Consider the following 17,543-nt stretch of genomic DNA (forward strand, 5'->3'; position numbering starts at 1 on the left):
TTACTTTCTTCTTCTCCTGATGAGTAAAATGCTGCTTCCTATCAGCAATAATCCAGGGATCACGCCCATTAATCCGTATTTCACCACCTTCAGGCTTCCTTTGGTAAGAAAGAGAGTGTTGTCTTTTGAATGCGGACGGCTTACGTCTACCGGTACAGTGCCGTAAGATAACCAATGGAACATACCTGGAATCAAAGAAAAGTTGGAAGCGCCGTAATATCTGATAGGCGGTTTCATACCCCCGTTACTGATACAGTCGGCATCTCCTATGATCATGATGCGTTGCTCTTTATTACCTATCTTTCTCGATAACGCCATTGCCGTAACAAAGCTATCTGCCCTTTCTCCGGCCATTACATCTACGGAAGCAGAATCATTTACAAAATCGATGGTCTGCGTTTCATTCCATGTTTTCATGGTATCGGTCTGAAGAACCGGGGTGGCTTTAAAGCCTTTGTTTTCCGCCATTACCAAACCAGCCGCTTTCACCATGCCCACATACGCATGTTGTTTGATCATGAGATCGAACGTAGGCGCGATGCTGATAGCTGCATTTGTAGGGCGGCATATAACGGCATTGGCAGCTACATCCATTTTTGGCTGCACCAGTTGGCCGGGTATTGTTTTTACGCCAAATTGGGAAATGAAAGATTCCATGACTGCTGATCCTGGTTTGAGGGTCACCACCAGGTTTCCGCCATTGGCAATATAGGCATCCAGTTTTCGTTTGGAAACGGAATCCATCTCCTGCTGCATATCGGAAATCACGATGATGTCTACTCCCGCGGGGATCTGGTTGTTGCCGGAAAGATCCAGCGTTTCCACATCGCAGCCCTGGTTAGTGAGCGCATAACGGAATGTTTTAACAGAAGAGAACAGGGTATAATCTTTTATACGATCCCCTTCTATTTTCCGTTCTCCCTGTCCCTGCAGGAAGGCGATTTTTGGCAGCTTCATTACCATGCGTTTGAAAACGGCCGATACTTCCGCTTCGTCAGGGAATTTCATCATATCTTCATAGATCCTGAGAAATGCCTTTTGCCCGTTTTCTCTCTCTACGAGGCGGACAAAAATATTGCCTTCATCCCGGAGATTGATTTTCTTTCTTATCTCTTCCGGTGTCAGGAAGAGATCAATATCGAGGTCTTTGATCTCTGCTTCCTTTTGCGCCATTTCCGCGAGTGATTTGTTTTTGTAAACAAAATTCAGGCGCGGGTTATTGCTGGCAGAATCGTAGTAATAAACGTATTTTAGCTTTGTTTCCGGTTTGAAGCGGATATATTGTTTCAGCTGTTGTTTATCTTCATTTACCATTTCGGGCATACCATTGTAGCCTTCCCGGTCGAGAAGGTTTACATAGGTGGTGATGGTGAGGCCGCCATCCAGTTTAGCCATGATCTGCTGGCTATTGGGGGTGAGGGTATTCCGCTTGGTTTCGGTGGCGTCATAATAAGCCATGAATATTGGCCGCGACGTGGTGTAGCCCAGCGCCATGGCGACTATCACTACAACTGCATATTTACTCCATACCGAGGAAAAAGAGGCGTGGGTGCGGTTGGACTGCAATTTCAGGATGCTCAGTGCCAGGAACATGGCAACTACGATCACAAAATACAGCACATCTTCTGTACAGATCAACCCACTGATCATTTCGTTGCAACGGCCGGAAATAGACAGCCAGTACGTAATGTCACGTACAAAATCGATGCTCTGCCAAACCTTGTTCATATAGCTGAGTGTTCCCAGCAGTACCAGTGTGCCGAGCGCCGCCACTACCTGGTAAGAGGTAAGGGAAGACATGAACAACCCGATAGCCGCATAGGCGCACATCAGGAGGTAAATGGCAAGGAGACCTGATAGTACAGGCGCCAGTTCAAAGTTGTCTACCACAAACATACCTACTATTACATACACCAGTAATACCCCGATCAGTAGTAAGCTATAGGTCATCATGGCAAGGAACTTACCACGGATAATCTGTGAGGAAGTAACCGGAGATGAATACAGTAATTTGATAGAACCGCTGCTTAACTCCCGGCTCATCAGTCCCATTGTAAGCAGGGGCATATAGAGGTACAGGTAATTTTGTACAGATGCCAGCATTCCCCTTTGTCCGGAGAAAATATTAGCGGTGATAAAAGAGAGGCTCATGCCGCTGCTCTGGCCCCGCAACAGTTCCTGCAGTGTGTCTGCAAAGCCCATTCCAGTCTGAAAAGTAAATACCACGAGGATCATCCAGGCGATCGGTGAATAAAACAAAGTGAATAACTCTGCTTTGGCGATCTTAAAAATTTGTCTCATTGAATATCTTTTAATGATTTTTTATTTGGTATTTTTTTTAGACAACCTGGCAAATACTGCGTCCAGTGAACTCTTTTCGATAATCAGTTCTGTTAGTCCCCAGCCCTTGCCTACACTTATTTCTGCTACCCGCTGTGCTGTTTTCTTTTCCCCGTCGTAACCGAGCCTGAAACGGGAGGGGGCCAGTTGTTCGATAGATCTGATACCTTCCAGCTTCAGCAGTTCATCAGGTGCGGGAGCTGCGTCCAGCACGACTACCAGTGAGTTGGGTTCAATATAATTATCGAACATTTCCAGTGTGCCGGAAAATACCATCTGGCCCTCTTCAATCATTTTGATTTCCTTGCAGGTAGCCTGTACTTCCGTGAGGATGTGCGTGGATAGCAGCACCGAGCGGTCTACCGCAATTTCTTTGATCAGGTTCCGTACTTCCACGATCTGGTTGGGATCCAGGCCGTTGGTGGGTTCATCGAGCACTACAAATTTAGGGTTGTGCACAATGGCCTGGGCGATGCCCACGCGTTGCTGGTATCCACCGGAGAGGTTGCGGAGCAGGCGGTCCCTGAAATGTGCGACACCGCATCTTTCCAATGCCTGGCCGACTGCTTTTTTTAACTGGCTTTTTTCCACCATCCGCAGGTCAGCGCAGTAGGTGAGGTATTCTTCCACGGTGAAATCAAGGTACAGCGGCAGCTTTTGCGGCATAAACCCGATGTTGCGCTTGGCGGTTACCGGGTCATCTTTCAGGTTGATCCCGTTGATGAATACCTCTCCCTTCGATTGTTTTAATACTCCACAAATGATATTCATGGTGGTGGATTTGCCGGCTCCGTTGGAACCCAGCAGTCCCACCACTCCCTGGCTATGGATCTCAAAATTTATGTCCCGTACCGCCCACTGGGAAGCGTAACGGTGAGACAGATTTTCAACTTTTACGATGGCGTTTTCCATTCATTACGGATTGTTTATTAAATAATATAGCAGGCGTAAGCTTTTGCTTACACAGTTATTGCATTTGAATATTTTTTATGAAGATGTGCTGCTGAAAGATACCTTTCGCCGGGGACGAAGCCCCGGACGAAAGGAAAGGTTATACATCAGTAGGTGGCGTTGGCGATAGCACGCACATCTATATGATATTTTGTTTTGTAATAATCCACCAGGATATCAAACTTCTGTTTTATGAGCGGATACTGCAGGTAAGGCTGCATTTGCGCATCCGTCCGGGTTGTAATATGCATGATAAATGACGTCATATCATTTGATTTGGCCGTTCCCCAGGAATAGGTGCCATAATACCATTCGCCTATTCTGCCGCTGAGGGCATCATAGCTGGTTGGTAAAAAGCCCCTGCTGCGAAAGGCTTCCAGGTAGGCAGGAATGGACAACGGCGCTGTGGGTGCTGCTTCTGCCGCATAATTGCTGACCGTGTAGAATGCTGCCGGAATATCAAGAATATTATTACTGATATAATAGTTCCAGATAGCGCTTGTCAGAACATTCTTTTTGTCCACCTTTTGAGCCGGGGTCATGGTACGCAGTGATGCGTTCATGCCGGCGAAAGTGATGGATTTACCCACTATTTTGTAATCGAAGTAGAGGTATTCCCTGCCGGGGGGATACCCGGTCCTGTATTGTTTGATGGTATCTGCCATGAGAACGCGGTAAGGAATCCCCTGGTTTTTCTTGAAATCATCCGGCAGGAACTTCAACCACACGTCGTTCAGGAAGTTCAGCATATCACCGGTATAGGCCGGGTTGCCCAATACCGCTGTATCGATCTTTGATGCGCTGCCGCCGGCTGCCTGCATCCATTCAAAATCCTTTTGTGTAAACACATACAGGAAGTAAGATCCGTAGTTGTTATAGAGCTGTTGAATTTTATCATTTGCCTCTTTAGGGGCGTTACCCTGCGGTAAAACATAATCAGGTCCGATCGGCGTTGGTGCGCCGATTTCAGTATCCTTCGCACAGGAAAATAGTAATATGCTGGAGATGCAGCCGATTAGAAATATATGCTTCATGTTATGATGTTATTGCTTGTTAAACATTACTGGCCAATCCTGTCGGGCATAGTGCCGGATGGATTTTGTTTCAGTGCCTGGTTTCTCTGCAGTATGCTATTGGGAAGAGGCAGCGTGTACATCGGATCTTTTTCCTTCAGGGTGTAATGCAATACCGCTTCCCCCGGCTCATGCTGATACCGGTGTGTAATGGCAGGCATGCCATAGCGCCGGAGATCAAACCAGCGGAATCCTTCCAGGAAAAACTCCTTACGGCGCTCTACCCGGACTGCCTGCAACAGTGCTGCCTTGTCGCCAATATTTTCATCTGTGTAACCAATGATGCGTGTACGGCGCAGGTCATTCAGGTCTTTCATGGCAGCAGGCAGTTTTCCGAGCTGCACGTTTGCCTCCGCCCTGTTTAACACTGCTTCTGCTGTACGAATGCATTGGCTCAGTTCTCCGTTTATGATGGTATACTTCGTGATGAGCGGTGTGCCACCTGAATTTGTTATACCATATTTTAGACGCACATCATTGTTCTGATCAAAAACTGACAGGAGATCCGGAGAAGGAATAAAGGCGGTTTGGTCGCCCCCTTGCGGTTTTGCACCAAACATCCATTCTACTTCAGGGTTGGTATAGGTGAGCCAGTAACCAGTGGTGATGCCGGTCATGTTCATCAGTACTGACGACTGTTCAAAAACTTTACTGGCTTCTGCTACGCACTCTTCCCATTTTTCCATATAGAGATATACCCTGGACAAAAGAATGTGAATAGCTGGTTGATTGATGTGAAAATCCCTGCGCGCAACAGGCAGCGGATCCATCAGCGTGGCGGCCTCTTTCAGGTCGTTGACAATTTGCTCATATACCTTAGCCACTGTCGACTGCTCCGTGTATTCGGCTGTAACATTGGAGTTCAGCTTTAAAGGAATGGAAAGCGCCTGTGGATTGTTGTTGTAAGGTGCTCCATAGAGATTTACCAGCCGGAAATAATAGAACGACCGCATCGCCAGGGCTTCGGCTTTTACCCTGTCTTTATCCTGCTGGCTGCCGATAGCGGTATTGATATTATCCAGTACGGCGTTACATCCCATTATCTTCTCATAAAAATAGTAATAGGCGGTAGACGCGGGATCTTCACTGATAAGATCTCCTAACCCGTTCCTGTCGGCCAACTGGGGCTGCCAGGTATAAAACAGGTAATCTGTTTTAACCGTAGCGGTACCTACGATGGTGTAAGGGGTACCGGCGCCCCATTCAATATTAAGGTCCACATCGTCGTCCATGCGGGAAAGAAAATCTGTTGGCTCCTGATTTCCCATATAACCTGATCCCATCAACAGCTCCCGGAAGTCGGTAGCCGTTTTAGGAATGATCTCGCTCTGTGATTGTTCTTCCAGGAATTTGGTGCAGCTGGATGTCAGCACCGTGAAGACAAAGAAAACAGCAAATAACTTATATTTCATGCGCTTCAATATTAGAAAGTCATATTAAAAGATAAGGACGTTGTTCTGCGGGCAGGCCATCCGTTTGTTTCCGGATCGTAACCTCTCCATGCGTCGTCAAAAGTTACCAGGAATGGGTTGGTCATGCTGAGGGATGTACTCAGGCGTTTGATGTGTAGCTTTTTCAGCAGGTCCTGTGTAAACTCATAGTTCAATGCAATCTGCCGGCAACGGATAAAATCAGCATCTGCCACCATATAATCGGACTGGTTATACAGGTCGTATGGCGTTACCCTGTTTGACGCTATCGTTGGCAGGTAGAACTCTATCCTGCGGGGATTACCGGGTGGAACAGCAGGGATATTTGTATGCTGCTCATCGCCTGGCTGTTTCCAGCGGTCCTTCAGGATTCTCGGTGCATTCTGTTCAGGAGTAGGCGCCCCGGAAGAATTGTAGAACACCGGCAGTCTTTTTTGATTTCCAAATGCCATGGCAAACTGTGCGCTTAACGAAAGGTTTTTATATCGCACCATCGTATTGAATCCGCCGGAAAAATCGGGATCCAGCTTACCGGATTTAACGAGATATTCCAGGTCATTGGCAGTAGGTTTAATATCCATGTTTTTGAAGAGAGGCACACCATTGGCTGGATTTAAACCTGCATAGGCATAGGAATAAAAGGTGGAGTAGGCCTGTCCGTTCACAATAGCAGTTCCATTCAGATAATCCTCTCTTGTATTGATCCTTTCGTTTTGTTTCAGCACGTTCCGGGCAAGACCGGTATTCACAGAAAACTGCCACATGAAGTCTTTCGTACGCACCGGCACTACGCTGATGATCAGGTCGTACCCGGTGTTTTCCATCAGGGAACCAAATACGGTAGCGGAGTTCATCCCATTTTCAATGGGTACGTCACGTGAAGCCAGGATATTGCTGCTTTTTTTGTACCAGTTGGCGGTGGCGCTCAGGCGGCCGTTAAACATTGCCAGGTCCAGTCCGAAGTTCCATGTTTTTGTTTTCTCCCAACCCAGTTCAGGATAAGGCAGCGATTTGATGTTGAGGACATATTGTTTGAATACATTGCTAAGTCCTCCGTCGGTGGCAATCAGGTAAGGAGATACCGCTTCCACTGCATTTCCCTGGTAGCCGTAAGTGGCAGACAGGTCAAGTGCGTTCAGCCATTTCACTGAGCTCAGGATTTTTTCGTTCGCAACGCGCCACTTTCCACCAAACGACCAGGTTGGCTGGAATTTCTTGTTTTTATCCTGCCCGAAACGGTTGGAGGCATCCAGTCTTGCGTTAAAATTGAAGATGAATCGCTGATCAAAAGCATATACCGCAGAGAAGTACTCACTCAGGAAATTGCTTTTTTGATTGACGATTCCTGAATTTGTACGCATGAGATCAAGCAGGTTGTCGCCATTGGCGGAGATCATCGCGGGCATTACCGGAACAGGTGCATAGCTTTCCCCCCGATACCGTAGATAACCATAACGGCTATCGGTATTACCCTGCATTAATGCGGATCTGGCTTCCATTCCAGCCTGAAGGGTCACGGCATGGCGGGTAGCAAATAAGTGGTTATATACCAGGCTGTTTCTCCAGGTATAGCCACTGTTGTCGGCGTTCTGCAGTTGTGCAAGTCCTCCGAAAGGCAGGCGGCTGGCCAGTTCCTGGGGAGAGTTGGACAGTACGCTGCCGAACTCATATCCTCTTGTTTGGGTGATAAAGTAAGATAATTCCGTTGCGTAGGATTTTACGCTGGAATTGGTAAGGGTGTAAGATAACAGTCCCTGGTATTGCAGGTCCTTTGTTAACTGCAGGTTTACATCTACAGTAGATGCGAGGTTATTGGTAACATTTTTATTTCCTGTATTATTAATTTCATTCTGAATGTTATACCGGTAGCTGTTGTTGCCGGGGAAAACGGTGCTGGATTCTCCTCTTTTCTCATGGTAGAAAAGGGATCCGTCATCATTATACATGGGAATGGTTCTGGCAGTATTATAAGCATAGTTGAACGGATCTACTTCATATGAAAAACCATTTGTTTCCCGCCGGCTGCCGTTCAGCATCAGGTTTACGGTTAACCGTTTTCCAAACCGCAGGGTGGTATTGGAAGAAGCCGCGAAAGAAGTAAGATCATTTCCTTTGGCTTCTCCATTCTGCTGCTGAAGACTGAAGGAAGTTCTGTTGGAGATCTTCTCGGTACCGCCGGAGATGCTCAGGCTATGATTCTGACTGAACGGGTTACGGAACAGGAGCGAGAACCAGTCGGTATTTTGGTTTTCCAGCTTGCGGTAGCGTTCCATATAAGTGGCATAATCGATCTCTTTTCTCTGTAACTGCTGGATCAATGCGGCATAACCAATCGGCAATACTTCAGCAGTATAGCTGTCGCGGGCTTCGTATACTTCTTTCGAAAACTGCATCAGTTCCTGGGAGTTCATCAGGTCAAAGTCACCGTAGGTAGGTTTCTGACCCACCGTGAGATTGGAGCTATAAGACACTGATAACTGGCCGGGACGTGCTTTTTTCGTGGTGAGTACAATCACGCCGTTGGCTGCCTGTGAACCATAAATAGCGGTGGCCGAAGCATCTTTTAAAACGGTGATGGTTTCAATATCGTTTGGATTGAGCCACGAAATGGCATTGGAGGCAATCAGTCGCAGTTCGCTCATATCTCCTGCCAGTGAGCCGCTACCATTAACCATTGGCAGGGGATCGCGCTGGATTACGCCATCTACTACCCAAACCGGTTCCTGGTTGCCCAGGATGGTGGAGGTACCGCGGATACGGATCTTTGGCGTGGATCCTACCTGTCCTGATTGCGTGATAACAGACATGCCCGGTACAACGCCCTGTAACATCTGATCAATGCTGGTTTCACCGGCGATCTTGATATCATCTGCTTTTACAGAATAAACGGAACCTACGTAGTTCTTTTTATTCACGTTCATATACCCGGTGATCACCACGTCGTTCATTTCCAGGTCTTTCCTGTTCAGCGTAATGTTCAGCAGGAGGTTGGCTCCTTCTTTCACCAGCAGCGACTTCGATTGTGCTTTATCCAGTGTATTGGCGGTATAGCCGTTGTCGCCCTTGATAACAGCGATTTCCAGGGTTTCATACCCCAGCATGCTGATCACGAATACGGCGTTTTCAGGCGGACGGTTAAAGAAGAAGGACCCGTCGGAACCGGTGATGGTGCCGTTGACCGTATTTTTTATCCGGACAGATACGCCTGGCAATAGTTCACCGGTGGAAGACCGGATGGTGCCGGTAATCGTATTGGGAGGAGCCAGGATATCACCGGCTGGTATTGTTTTGCGGGACAGTACAATCGTTTTGTCCTTGATCACGTAGGTAACGGGTAAGTCTTTCAATACTTCATTCAGCAAGTCTTTCAGGGGCATATCCCGTACAGAAAGCGATACATTCCTTGCGTCATTGATCGTGTTATTATTACTGAAAACTACGTACCCGGTTTGTTGCTTAATAGCACTAAATACTTGTTTGATAGGGATGGCTTTACCCGACAGGGTAACGGTTTGTGCGTGACCTGAGGCACTTGCCTGAAAGATGGCGGCTGTTAATAGAATGACAGTAAGTCTCATTACCAGAAAGATTTTGGTTAGGCCCGTGTTTTTTCCCCGGCGATCCGGCGGCCAATAGCATTTTTTTTGCATAAATTGCATGAGATTTGGTTGTTAATAAATGTGAATTGCAATAAACCGTTTAGAAACCAACTGAGTCAAATACACCGTCACGGCCGCAATCCGTGACGGTTTTTTAATGGTTGGCTTGTTAAATAACATAGTCAGGCCGGGCCATGCAGGCCCCTTCTGTGATTCCCGGTGCAGTGTAACTGATACTTATTTATTCAGCACAATCAATTTGCGTCCTTCTACTCTAAAGTCCACTTCTGTTCTCCTTAATATTTCCAGCAGGTCCGTTAATGAAATTTGTCTGCTCATTTCTCCCATGAATTGTATATCCGGTATACCATTTTCATAAACTACATCTATATTGTACCAGCGTTCCAGCTGTCGCATTACTTCTTCAAGATTAGCGCCTTCAAAGTTGAACAGGCCGCTTTTCCAGGCCATTATTTTTTCAATGTCCGGTTTGTTTACTATAGCTATTTTTCCTCCCGGAATGTTGCTGATCTGTGCCTGCTGGCCAGGTTTGAGGATTACGCTGGCAGGTTCATTGATCACTTTTACGCTTCCATCGAGCAATGTAGTATTGATCGTTTTTTCATTTTCGTAGGCGTTTACGTTAAACAACGTGCCCAGTACTTCTATGGAAGCTTTATTATTTACATTCACCAGGAAAGGTTTATTGGCATCTTTTGCTACTTCGAAACAGGCCTCCCCGTATATCTCCACTTTTCGTTCCTTACCGGCAAACACCGTAGGGTAGCGGATAGAGCTGGCTGCATTTAACCACACCTTTGTTCCATCAGGTAAGGTCAGCTGAAATTGCCGCCCCTTAGGCGTGGTCATTTTGTTATATTGAATGTCGGAGACGGCTTCCCCGGAAGGATCATATTTAAGTTTACCATCTGACAGTACGATGGAGCTGCCGCTCTGTTGGGCAACAACCCCGCTGGTCAGGCTATCCAGCACTACCTGCCGTCCGTCGGCCAGGGTAAGTATGGCGCCCTGGCTGCCGGGAGTGATATCCGCTACACGGGATGCGATGGTGGGTGACTGATCTTTTTTATTCATTACCAGCAGGTAGGTACTTCCTGCAAGCAACAGTGCCGCAGCAGCGGCCCAGCCCCATCTGCGGATAAAATGAACCCGGTGAACCGGCGTCATAACAGGTTGGTCAAATCCGGGAATCTGTTCACTGATCTTCCTGGAAATCCTGTCAGTATCATAGGCATAAAACCGCTGAAGATTTGCCACCAGCTGTTGCTGATCGCTTAATTCCGCAAAAAGACGACGGTTATCGTCGGAGGCGTTGATCCATTCCGTTAACGCCATCTTCTCGTCAGCATTCAGACTATTGTCCAGGTATTTGCCAATCAGGCCGGCTATGTAATGATTGTTCTCAGTCATGTCGATACTACTAAAACAACTAACTCCTCTTTTTATACCGCCCTTTTCAAAAAAAAATTACCGCTGCAGCATTAACAGCGCGGAAACGAGGACTGGCAGGGATATCAACTCATTTTTTAAAAGGGCGGTACGCAATAATCCCACACCTTTTGCTTTTTGGTTCAGAACGGTCTGATAGGCCATATTGAGTTCGTCGGCTATTTCCTGTGGCTTTTTCCCGTCGATAACGGAAAGGCGGACTACCTGCCGGCATTGTGGCGGCAGTTTTTCAATTTCAAGAAAAATAGCCTGGGTGACCTCCGTTTTTATATAGGCTTTTTCAACATCTATGGAAAAGCGGTCGGCGTTCCTTTCTATCGACTGGTGGATATCACCGTGTCGTTTTTGCGCTTTGAGATAATTGAGGGCCGCATTCCTTGCTGCGGTGAACAGGAAAGCTTTGAGTTGCCCGAGTGTAGGAAAGTCCTCTTTTTTTTGAAATGCCTGGATGAAGCATTCAGAAACAATATCTTCTGCGGCCATTGTATCGGAAGTCAGCTGTTCCGTAAAAAAGCAGAGTGGCCGCTGGTATAGCGCATAAATTTGATGCAGTGCTTTGTGTTCGCCCTGCTGAAAAGAAGATATCAGCTCAATTTCCCCGTATGCTTGCTTACTTGACAATGCTTATTTTATGTTCATGTTTGGAAGCACAAACTAGAGCAAAAATTCCCAAGGAAAAAGGGGTGTGTTTAAATAATTGAAAACTAATAGGTTATGAATTATGAATCCATAAACCGTATTGAGGCTGGTTGTTTTCACGTGGGTATTTTTCAGAAAAAATATCAGGGAAGAAACGCTGCGTTTATGAAAATTAGCCATAGATCTTCTATACCAGAGGCAGGCAACTACAGTTTTACATACCAAACGGATAAGTTTCCGGTATCTTTTCATCATGTGGTTGCATATGCAGTGGATGCAACGCCGTAGTTTCATCCAGGTAGATAAAAGCATCATAGCGTTTTGATAAGATAGAGGGCACATAGTTGCCGGCCCACTCCCTGCCGGGGTCATACACTACGCCAATAGCGCGATGCCCGGTACGGGTGCGGTATATTACATCCGGCTCTTCATGAAACAGCATATAACTGTTGTTACCGGTCCTATCATGAAGATAAGCTTCAATACTATCTTCCCTGGCCGCCGGTACTTCCATTTCCTGCATGGGTGCTCCCCATTCGTCTCCTGCTATCACCGATCCTTTATAGCAGCCGAAGCCAGCCAGGTATACATTGTCATCACCGTATGTTTCCCTTGCCAGCTGACCGGTGTTCACCATGCCAGCTGCAGCCATGTCAGTGGCACGCGCATCCCCGATATGGGTATTGTGTTCCCACACAACACATTTTGCGCCGGAGCCATGGAACAGTAATAACCGCTCCAGTGTTTCCATCATATGACGGTCCCGAATGTTCCAGCTGTTGTTATCAAACTCCATCATACTGCGGTAATACCTTTCTGCGTTCACTGCTACCAGCGCATTTTGTTCTGTATTAAAACCAGCTTCCCTGTCGCCATCAAGGTACTGAGCCCTTAATCTTATTTCCTTTAACAGTGCCAGCACCTCATCCCTGCAATGATGCCTGTTAAGCGAGTAGCGTGCATACTGCTGTTCATCCTGATTAAACGGCTCAAAACAAGAGATCGCCTTTTTTACAAACTGCGCCGCCTGCTGATCTTCCTTTTGCAGATAGTTGATCATTGCCTGCATGGAATCCCATAAACTGTAAACATCCAGTCCATAAAAACCAACTTTTTCCGTTAGTGACAGGCTACTGTTATATTCTCTCAGCCATTCGGCCAGGGCCGCAATTTCCCAATTGGCCCACATCCAGGTAGGCCAGCGATCAAAGGTTTTCAGGATATCTGTGATGTTTTTGCCGGCATCGTTATAACCTTTTACATAACGGTTAATCAGGTAGCAATCCGGCCAGTCGCCTTCTACAGCAATAAACCGGAAACGCTTTTCCTGTATCAGCTTTTGGGTGATGGCAGTTCGCCAGGTGTAGTACTCATGCGTGCCATGCGATGCTTCTCCCAGCATAACGATACGCCTGTCAGCGATATCATTCATCAGGGCCTGTAAACCGGCGCTGTCATTTAACGTGTGCATAAACGTCTTTTACCTGCTCCGCCACAATTATTATACCCCTGCTCATCTGTGGAGGTATTAATTGCTCATCACTGCTGTAGCAGATTTTTCCCATAGCAGCTGGAGCCGTTCGTGTAGCTGATTCAAACGTGATCATTAATTTTTTTATAGCAGATAAATTGGCATGGGTGGCCGGGTTTTTGTGCCGCGGAAGGGAACAAAAAACAATTTCCTTCACATCTTAAAGATAATTTTATGGCTATTGTAAAAGTAATTGAAATCATTTCTTCTTCTGAAAAAAGCATTGAAGATGCTATCAGTAATGCGGTAACAGAAGTATCAAAAACAATCCATAATATTGATTCGGTTTTTGTAAAAGATATTAAAGTGCATGTAAAAGACGGGAAGATAACTACTTATGGATTGATCTGTAAGGTATCTTTCCGGATAGATGAAGAAGAACGGAATCAAAAAACGGCGTAGGTCTTTCATCCGGTCTCATAAAATTATAATTCCAAATGGCACATCTCTTGTTTTTACAATGATGAATCAAATGGAATTAATTTATGAGAATAGCACAAGTAGCTCCATTATTCGAAGCAGTGCCACCCTCTTTGTACGGCGGTACAGAGAGGGTGATTTATTACCTGACGGAGGAGCTGGTGAAGGAAGGACACGAGGTTACTTTGTTTGCTTCAGGAGATTCTGTTACAAATGCTGAACTGGTTGCTACAGTTGGCCAGTCGCTGCGGTTAAATGGTAACTGTACTGATCCGCTGGCGTATCATATTGTGCAAATGGAAGAAGTGATCCGGCGGGCAGATCAATTTGATATCATACATTTTCATACCGACTACCTGCATTTTCCATTTAGTGCACATTGCAGTACGCCTTGTGTTACCACATTACACGGGCGGCTTGATATTCCCGATCTGCAATCTGTTTACCGTATGTTCCCGCAGCAGCCGGTGATCTCTGTTTCCGATAACCAGCGCCTGCCTTTGCCGGCAGCTAACTGGATAGGTACGGTGCATCACGGGTTGCCTGCTCATCTGCATTCATTACAGGAAGAGGCAGGTAAATACCTGGCTTTTATCGGGAGGATTTCTCCTGAAAAGGGGGTGGACAAAGCTATTGAAATTGCCATCCAGGCAAATTGCCCGTTGCAAATAGCGGCCAAGGTTGACCGGGAAGACCAACAGTATTATAAAGAAAATATTGAACACCTGTTATCGCATCCACTAATCGAGTATGTGGGGGAAATTAACGAGGAACAGAAAACTTCCTTTTTAGGAAATGCGATGGCGTTGCTGTTTCCCATTGATTGGATAGAACCTTTCGGACTGGTGATGATAGAGGCGATGAGCTGCGGTACTCCTGTGATTGCATTTAAAAAAGGATCTGTACCTGAAGTCATCAAAAACGGGGTCAGTGGTTTTATGGTGGAAACGCAGGAGGAAGCACTGCACGCCGTTTCAGCAATTAATCGTTTATCGCGCAGGGAAGTTCGCCGTGTTTTTGAAGAAAGGTTTACTGCAAACAGGATGGCAACAGATTATGTGCAATTATACGAGTTGATTATCGCAGGTAAACGTAACAATATGCCGTTGGATCTTTTAATGGAGCAACAACAGGTATTGTAAACTATAAAAACAGTACTATGGGAAATATTATTCATCCAACTGAAGAAGAAATCAAATTTCATATATCAGCTGATGTAATTAATATAGATGAGCGGAATAAGGTACTCAATCACTGTAATACGTTTGGCCTTTTCGACCAGTTGGGTAATATTTCTCCCGGTGGTAAAATGGTGCAGGGGGTTTATCATGATGGCACCCGGTTTTTAAATAAATTAAATCTGGCTATAGATGGTAAAAAGCCTTTGCTATTGAGCAATGCTATTAAAGAAGATAACGAAATTTTGTCCGTTGACCTCACCAACCCGGTGCTTTCAGAAGGAAAAGTAGCCGAAAATACTGTGCACATTTCCCGCACGCAACTGATCCGGAACAAGGTTTTTTTGGAGGAACTACAGTGCAGGTATTTTGGTGATCAGCCCTGCCAGTTTGATCTTTCCCTGTCTTTTGGTGCAGATTTCAGGGACATCTTTGAAGTGCGAGGCATTCAGCGGGAGGTAAAAGTTCCCCCTGTAAAATTAAAGAAAGAAGGCGACCGCCTCAGCTTTCAGTACATGGGATTGGATAACGTAGCGCGCGAAACAACGATCGTGATCAGCAGTACTGCCGACTTTTATGTTATCCGGGATACGGTACATTTCACGGTGATGCTTCAACCCGCAGAGCAGGCTGTTATCAGCTACACTATTTATCTGAAAACGGATCAGGAAAAAAATATGGATATCGATTTTCAGCTGGCACAGGAAACAACCAATGAGGAATTGAGCAGCACCCGCCGCCTGTTTGCCAGCATTTACACCTCCAATACCCAGTTCAATCACTGGATCAACCGGTCGATGGCAGATATTCTTTCATTATTGACGCGTACGGAGTCCGGTTATTATCCTTACGCTGGCGTTCCCTGGTATAATACGGCTTTTGGCCGCGATGGCATCATCACTGCAATGGAATTGTTATGGCTGGCTCCCGCTATCGGCAGGGATGTATTGTTGTTCCTTGCCAGCAAACAGGCTACTGAATTCATACCGGAGAAAGATGCGGAGCCGGGCAAGATCATGCATGAAACACGTAACGGGGAAATGGCCAACACAGGCGAAGTGCCGTTTAAAGAGTACTACGGCACCATAGATGCCACGCCGCTTTTTATTATGCTGGCGGGGATGTATTATGAACGCACCGCTGATGCAGATACCATTAAACAGTTATGGCCACATATCACGGCTGCATTATTTTGGATAGATCATTATGGTGATATCGACGGCGATGGATGGGTAGAGTATAAGCACAAAGCCAGGAACGGCTTGACCAACCAGGGCTGGAAAGATTCCTTTGATTCTATTATGTATGAAGATGGGGAACTGGCCGAACCCACCATTGCGCTTTGTGAGGTGCAGGGTTACGTATACGCGGCAAAAAAACACGCGGCAAAGCTCGCGGTCGTCCGTGATGAACTGTCGCTTGCCGGCCAGCTGGAGAAGGAAGCGGCACTACTGAAGCAGAAGTTCAACGAACAATTCTGGGACGACCAGCTGAATTGCTTTGTGCTGGCATTGGATAATAATAAACGTCCGTGCCGGGTGGTCAGCTCCAATGCGGGCCATTGTCTTTTTACACAAATAGCTACGGAAGAGCATGCACGAACGCTGGCCGATACCCTGCTGAGCAATAATATGTTTACGGGCTGGGGCATCCGCACGCTGAGTGCCGTTGAGAAGCGATATAACCCCATGTCGTACCACAACGGCTCTATATGGCCGCATGATAATGCCATGATTGCTTATGGTTTATCGTTGTACGGCTTTGAGCAACAGGTGTTAAAAATAATGCAGGGCATGTTTGATGCGGGTTTATTTATTGAGTTGCAACGTTTGCCGGAGCTGTTTTGCGGACTGGACCGCCGCAGGGGAGAGGGGCCTACTGCTTATCCTGTTGCCTGCTCGCCGCAGGCCTGGTCGGTGGCCGCAGTCTTTATGTTGTTGCAGGCATGTTTCCGGGTACACATAAACGCGGTTACAAAAACTGTTACGTTTGAAAAACCGTTGCTGCCCACTTACCTGGAGCAGGTGTATATTTCCAACCTCATCCTGGGTGACAGCCTCTGTCATCTTAACCTGACCCGCCTACATACAGACGTCGGTTTCAACCTGCTGCAAAAACCAGACGACTGGTCGGTGATCATAAAGAAATAAACACCTGTTTTGAAGCGCGTGGCATATGTTTTGGGCGTTTCTTCGAAAAAGGAGGGTATTATGAAAAACTCACTTTTCGTTTATTATACGTTGCCATTGGTATTCCTTTTATGGAGCTGTAACAACAGGTCTGCAGATAGTGAGAAGAAGGCCAAAGAAGCCAATAGTGAACGGATCGACAGCCAGATTATGAACAACAAGTCCTCGGACTCGGTATCAGTGGTTTTGTCGCAGGCAGATGCTGATTTCGTGGTGGAAGCAGCCAGTGGGGGAATGATGGAAGTGCAACTGGGACAGTTGGCACAAACAAATTCCCGGAACCAACAGGTGAAGGATTTCGGTGCTCTGATGGTGAAAGATCACAGCGGCGGTGGAGCGCAAATAAAGGCATTAGCGGCCTCCAAAAAAATAACCTTGCCGGATTCTATCTCAAATTCCCAGCAAAAGGAAAAAGACCGGCTAGGGAAAAAGAAGGGAGACGAATTCGACAGGGCTTATGTAAATGCGATGCTCAGCGACCATAAAAAAGACATCCGGCAATTTCAACGGGCAGCAAAGAATGCAACAGACAGCGATATAAAATCATTTGCGGCGGCCAATCTGCCGATGTTATATGCGCATCTCGACTCTGTGCAGCAGTTACAGAAGCGGTTAGGTATTAAGGAGATACCGGTTGGCCCGCCACCTTACGAATAGAAGTAGCCTTGTTATATACTTTTTGGTATGTAAAGGCAAAAAAACGGGAATCCGTGAGTAAATTTC

Annotated in this window: 12 protein-coding genes; 4 read left to right on the forward strand and 8 right to left on the reverse strand. The window is 46.5% G+C overall.

From position 1 onward, the window contains the following. From AB6805_RS12890 to AB6805_RS12925, 8 genes are all read right to left on the reverse strand, one after another. Complete coding sequence (locus AB6805_RS12890) at positions 1–2,301, reverse strand: Gldg family protein (protein WP_370909825.1); 2,301 nt, start codon at positions 2,299–2,301, stop codon at positions 1–3. A 21-nt stretch (positions 2,302–2,322) separates the two neighbouring features. After that, complete coding sequence (locus AB6805_RS12895) at positions 2,323–3,252, reverse strand: ABC transporter ATP-binding protein (RefSeq protein WP_370909826.1); 930 nt, start codon at positions 3,250–3,252, stop codon at positions 2,323–2,325. Between the two features lie 146 nt (positions 3,253–3,398). After that, a complete protein-coding gene (locus tag AB6805_RS12900) occupies positions 3,399–4,325 on the reverse strand; it encodes a hypothetical protein (protein WP_370909827.1) in 927 nt (308 codons plus the stop codon). Positions 4,326–4,351: 26 nt separating this feature from the next. Then, positions 4,352–5,776, reverse strand: a complete 1,425-nt coding sequence (locus AB6805_RS12905) for a RagB/SusD family nutrient uptake outer membrane protein (RefSeq protein ID WP_370909828.1) — start codon at positions 5,774–5,776, stop codon at positions 4,352–4,354. 11 nt (positions 5,777–5,787) lie between these two features. Next, positions 5,788–9,372, reverse strand: coding sequence for a SusC/RagA family TonB-linked outer membrane protein (locus AB6805_RS12910; RefSeq protein WP_370909829.1), 3,585 nt, complete (start codon positions 9,370–9,372; stop codon positions 5,788–5,790). 258 nt (positions 9,373–9,630) lie between these two features. Continuing rightward, positions 9,631–10,824: a FecR domain-containing protein gene (locus tag AB6805_RS12915; RefSeq protein ID WP_370909830.1), complete on the reverse strand. Its 1,194-nt coding sequence runs from the start codon at positions 10,822–10,824 to the stop codon at positions 9,631–9,633. 57 nt (positions 10,825–10,881) lie between these two features. Then, entirely contained in the window at positions 10,882–11,484 is a 603-nt protein-coding gene (locus AB6805_RS12920; RefSeq protein WP_370909831.1) for an RNA polymerase sigma factor, read from the reverse strand. A 232-nt stretch (positions 11,485–11,716) separates the two neighbouring features. Next, a complete protein-coding gene (locus AB6805_RS12925) occupies positions 11,717–12,973 on the reverse strand; it encodes an erythromycin esterase family protein (RefSeq protein WP_370909832.1) in 1,257 nt (418 codons plus the stop codon). Positions 12,974–13,207: 234 nt separating this feature from the next. Between AB6805_RS12925 and AB6805_RS12930 the strand changes: the two genes are divergently transcribed. The 4 genes from AB6805_RS12930 to AB6805_RS12945 all read left to right on the forward strand — a co-directional run bounded on the left by AB6805_RS12930 (position 13,208) and on the right by AB6805_RS12945 (position 17,477). Then, positions 13,208–13,435 carry a dodecin family protein gene (locus AB6805_RS12930; protein ID WP_370909833.1) on the forward strand — a complete coding sequence of 76 codons (228 nt, stop codon included), beginning with the start codon at positions 13,208–13,210 and terminating at the stop codon, positions 13,433–13,435. Between the two features lie 83 nt (positions 13,436–13,518). Continuing rightward, a complete protein-coding gene (locus tag AB6805_RS12935; RefSeq protein ID WP_370909834.1) occupies positions 13,519–14,595 on the forward strand; it encodes a glycosyltransferase family 4 protein in 1,077 nt (358 codons plus the stop codon). A 17-nt stretch (positions 14,596–14,612) separates the two neighbouring features. Beyond that, positions 14,613–16,781, forward strand: a complete 2,169-nt coding sequence (locus AB6805_RS12940; RefSeq protein ID WP_370909835.1) for a glycogen debranching N-terminal domain-containing protein — start codon at positions 14,613–14,615, stop codon at positions 16,779–16,781. 60 nt (positions 16,782–16,841) lie between these two features. Beyond that, complete coding sequence (locus tag AB6805_RS12945) at positions 16,842–17,477, forward strand: DUF4142 domain-containing protein (protein ID WP_370909836.1); 636 nt, start codon at positions 16,842–16,844, stop codon at positions 17,475–17,477. Positions 17,478–17,543 lie beyond the last annotated feature (66 nt).

This window comes from Chitinophaga sp. RCC_12 (assembly GCF_041360695.1).
In the GTDB taxonomy this organism is placed as follows: Bacteria; Bacteroidota; Bacteroidia; order Chitinophagales; family Chitinophagaceae; genus Chitinophaga.

What these genes read in the sequence shown, in the direction of transcription:
- AB6805_RS12890 (WP_370909825.1), bottom strand. Translation starts at nt 2,301, where the DNA reads ATGAGACAAATTTTTAAGATCGCCAAAGCAGAGTTATTCACTTTGTTT.
- AB6805_RS12895 (WP_370909826.1), bottom strand. Translation starts at nt 3,252, where the DNA reads ATGGAAAACGCCATCGTAAAAGTTGAAAATCTGTCTCACCGTTACGCT.
- AB6805_RS12900 (WP_370909827.1), bottom strand. Translation starts at nt 4,325, where the DNA reads ATGAAGCATATATTTCTAATCGGCTGCATCTCCAGCATATTACTATTT.
- AB6805_RS12905 (WP_370909828.1), bottom strand. Translation starts at nt 5,776, where the DNA reads ATGAAATATAAGTTATTTGCTGTTTTCTTTGTCTTCACGGTGCTGACA.
- AB6805_RS12910 (WP_370909829.1), bottom strand. Translation starts at nt 9,372, where the DNA reads ATGAGACTTACTGTCATTCTATTAACAGCCGCCATCTTTCAGGCAAGT.
- AB6805_RS12915 (WP_370909830.1), bottom strand. Translation starts at nt 10,824, where the DNA reads ATGACTGAGAACAATCATTACATAGCCGGCCTGATTGGCAAATACCTG.
- AB6805_RS12925 (WP_370909832.1), bottom strand. Translation starts at nt 12,973, where the DNA reads ATGCACACGTTAAATGACAGCGCCGGTTTACAGGCCCTGATGAATGAT.
- AB6805_RS12930 (WP_370909833.1), top strand. Translation starts at nt 13,208, where the DNA reads ATGGCTATTGTAAAAGTAATTGAAATCATTTCTTCTTCTGAAAAAAGC.
- AB6805_RS12935 (WP_370909834.1), top strand. Translation starts at nt 13,519, where the DNA reads ATGAGAATAGCACAAGTAGCTCCATTATTCGAAGCAGTGCCACCCTCT.
- AB6805_RS12940 (WP_370909835.1), top strand. Translation starts at nt 14,613, where the DNA reads ATGGGAAATATTATTCATCCAACTGAAGAAGAAATCAAATTTCATATA.
- AB6805_RS12945 (WP_370909836.1), top strand. Translation starts at nt 16,842, where the DNA reads ATGAAAAACTCACTTTTCGTTTATTATACGTTGCCATTGGTATTCCTT.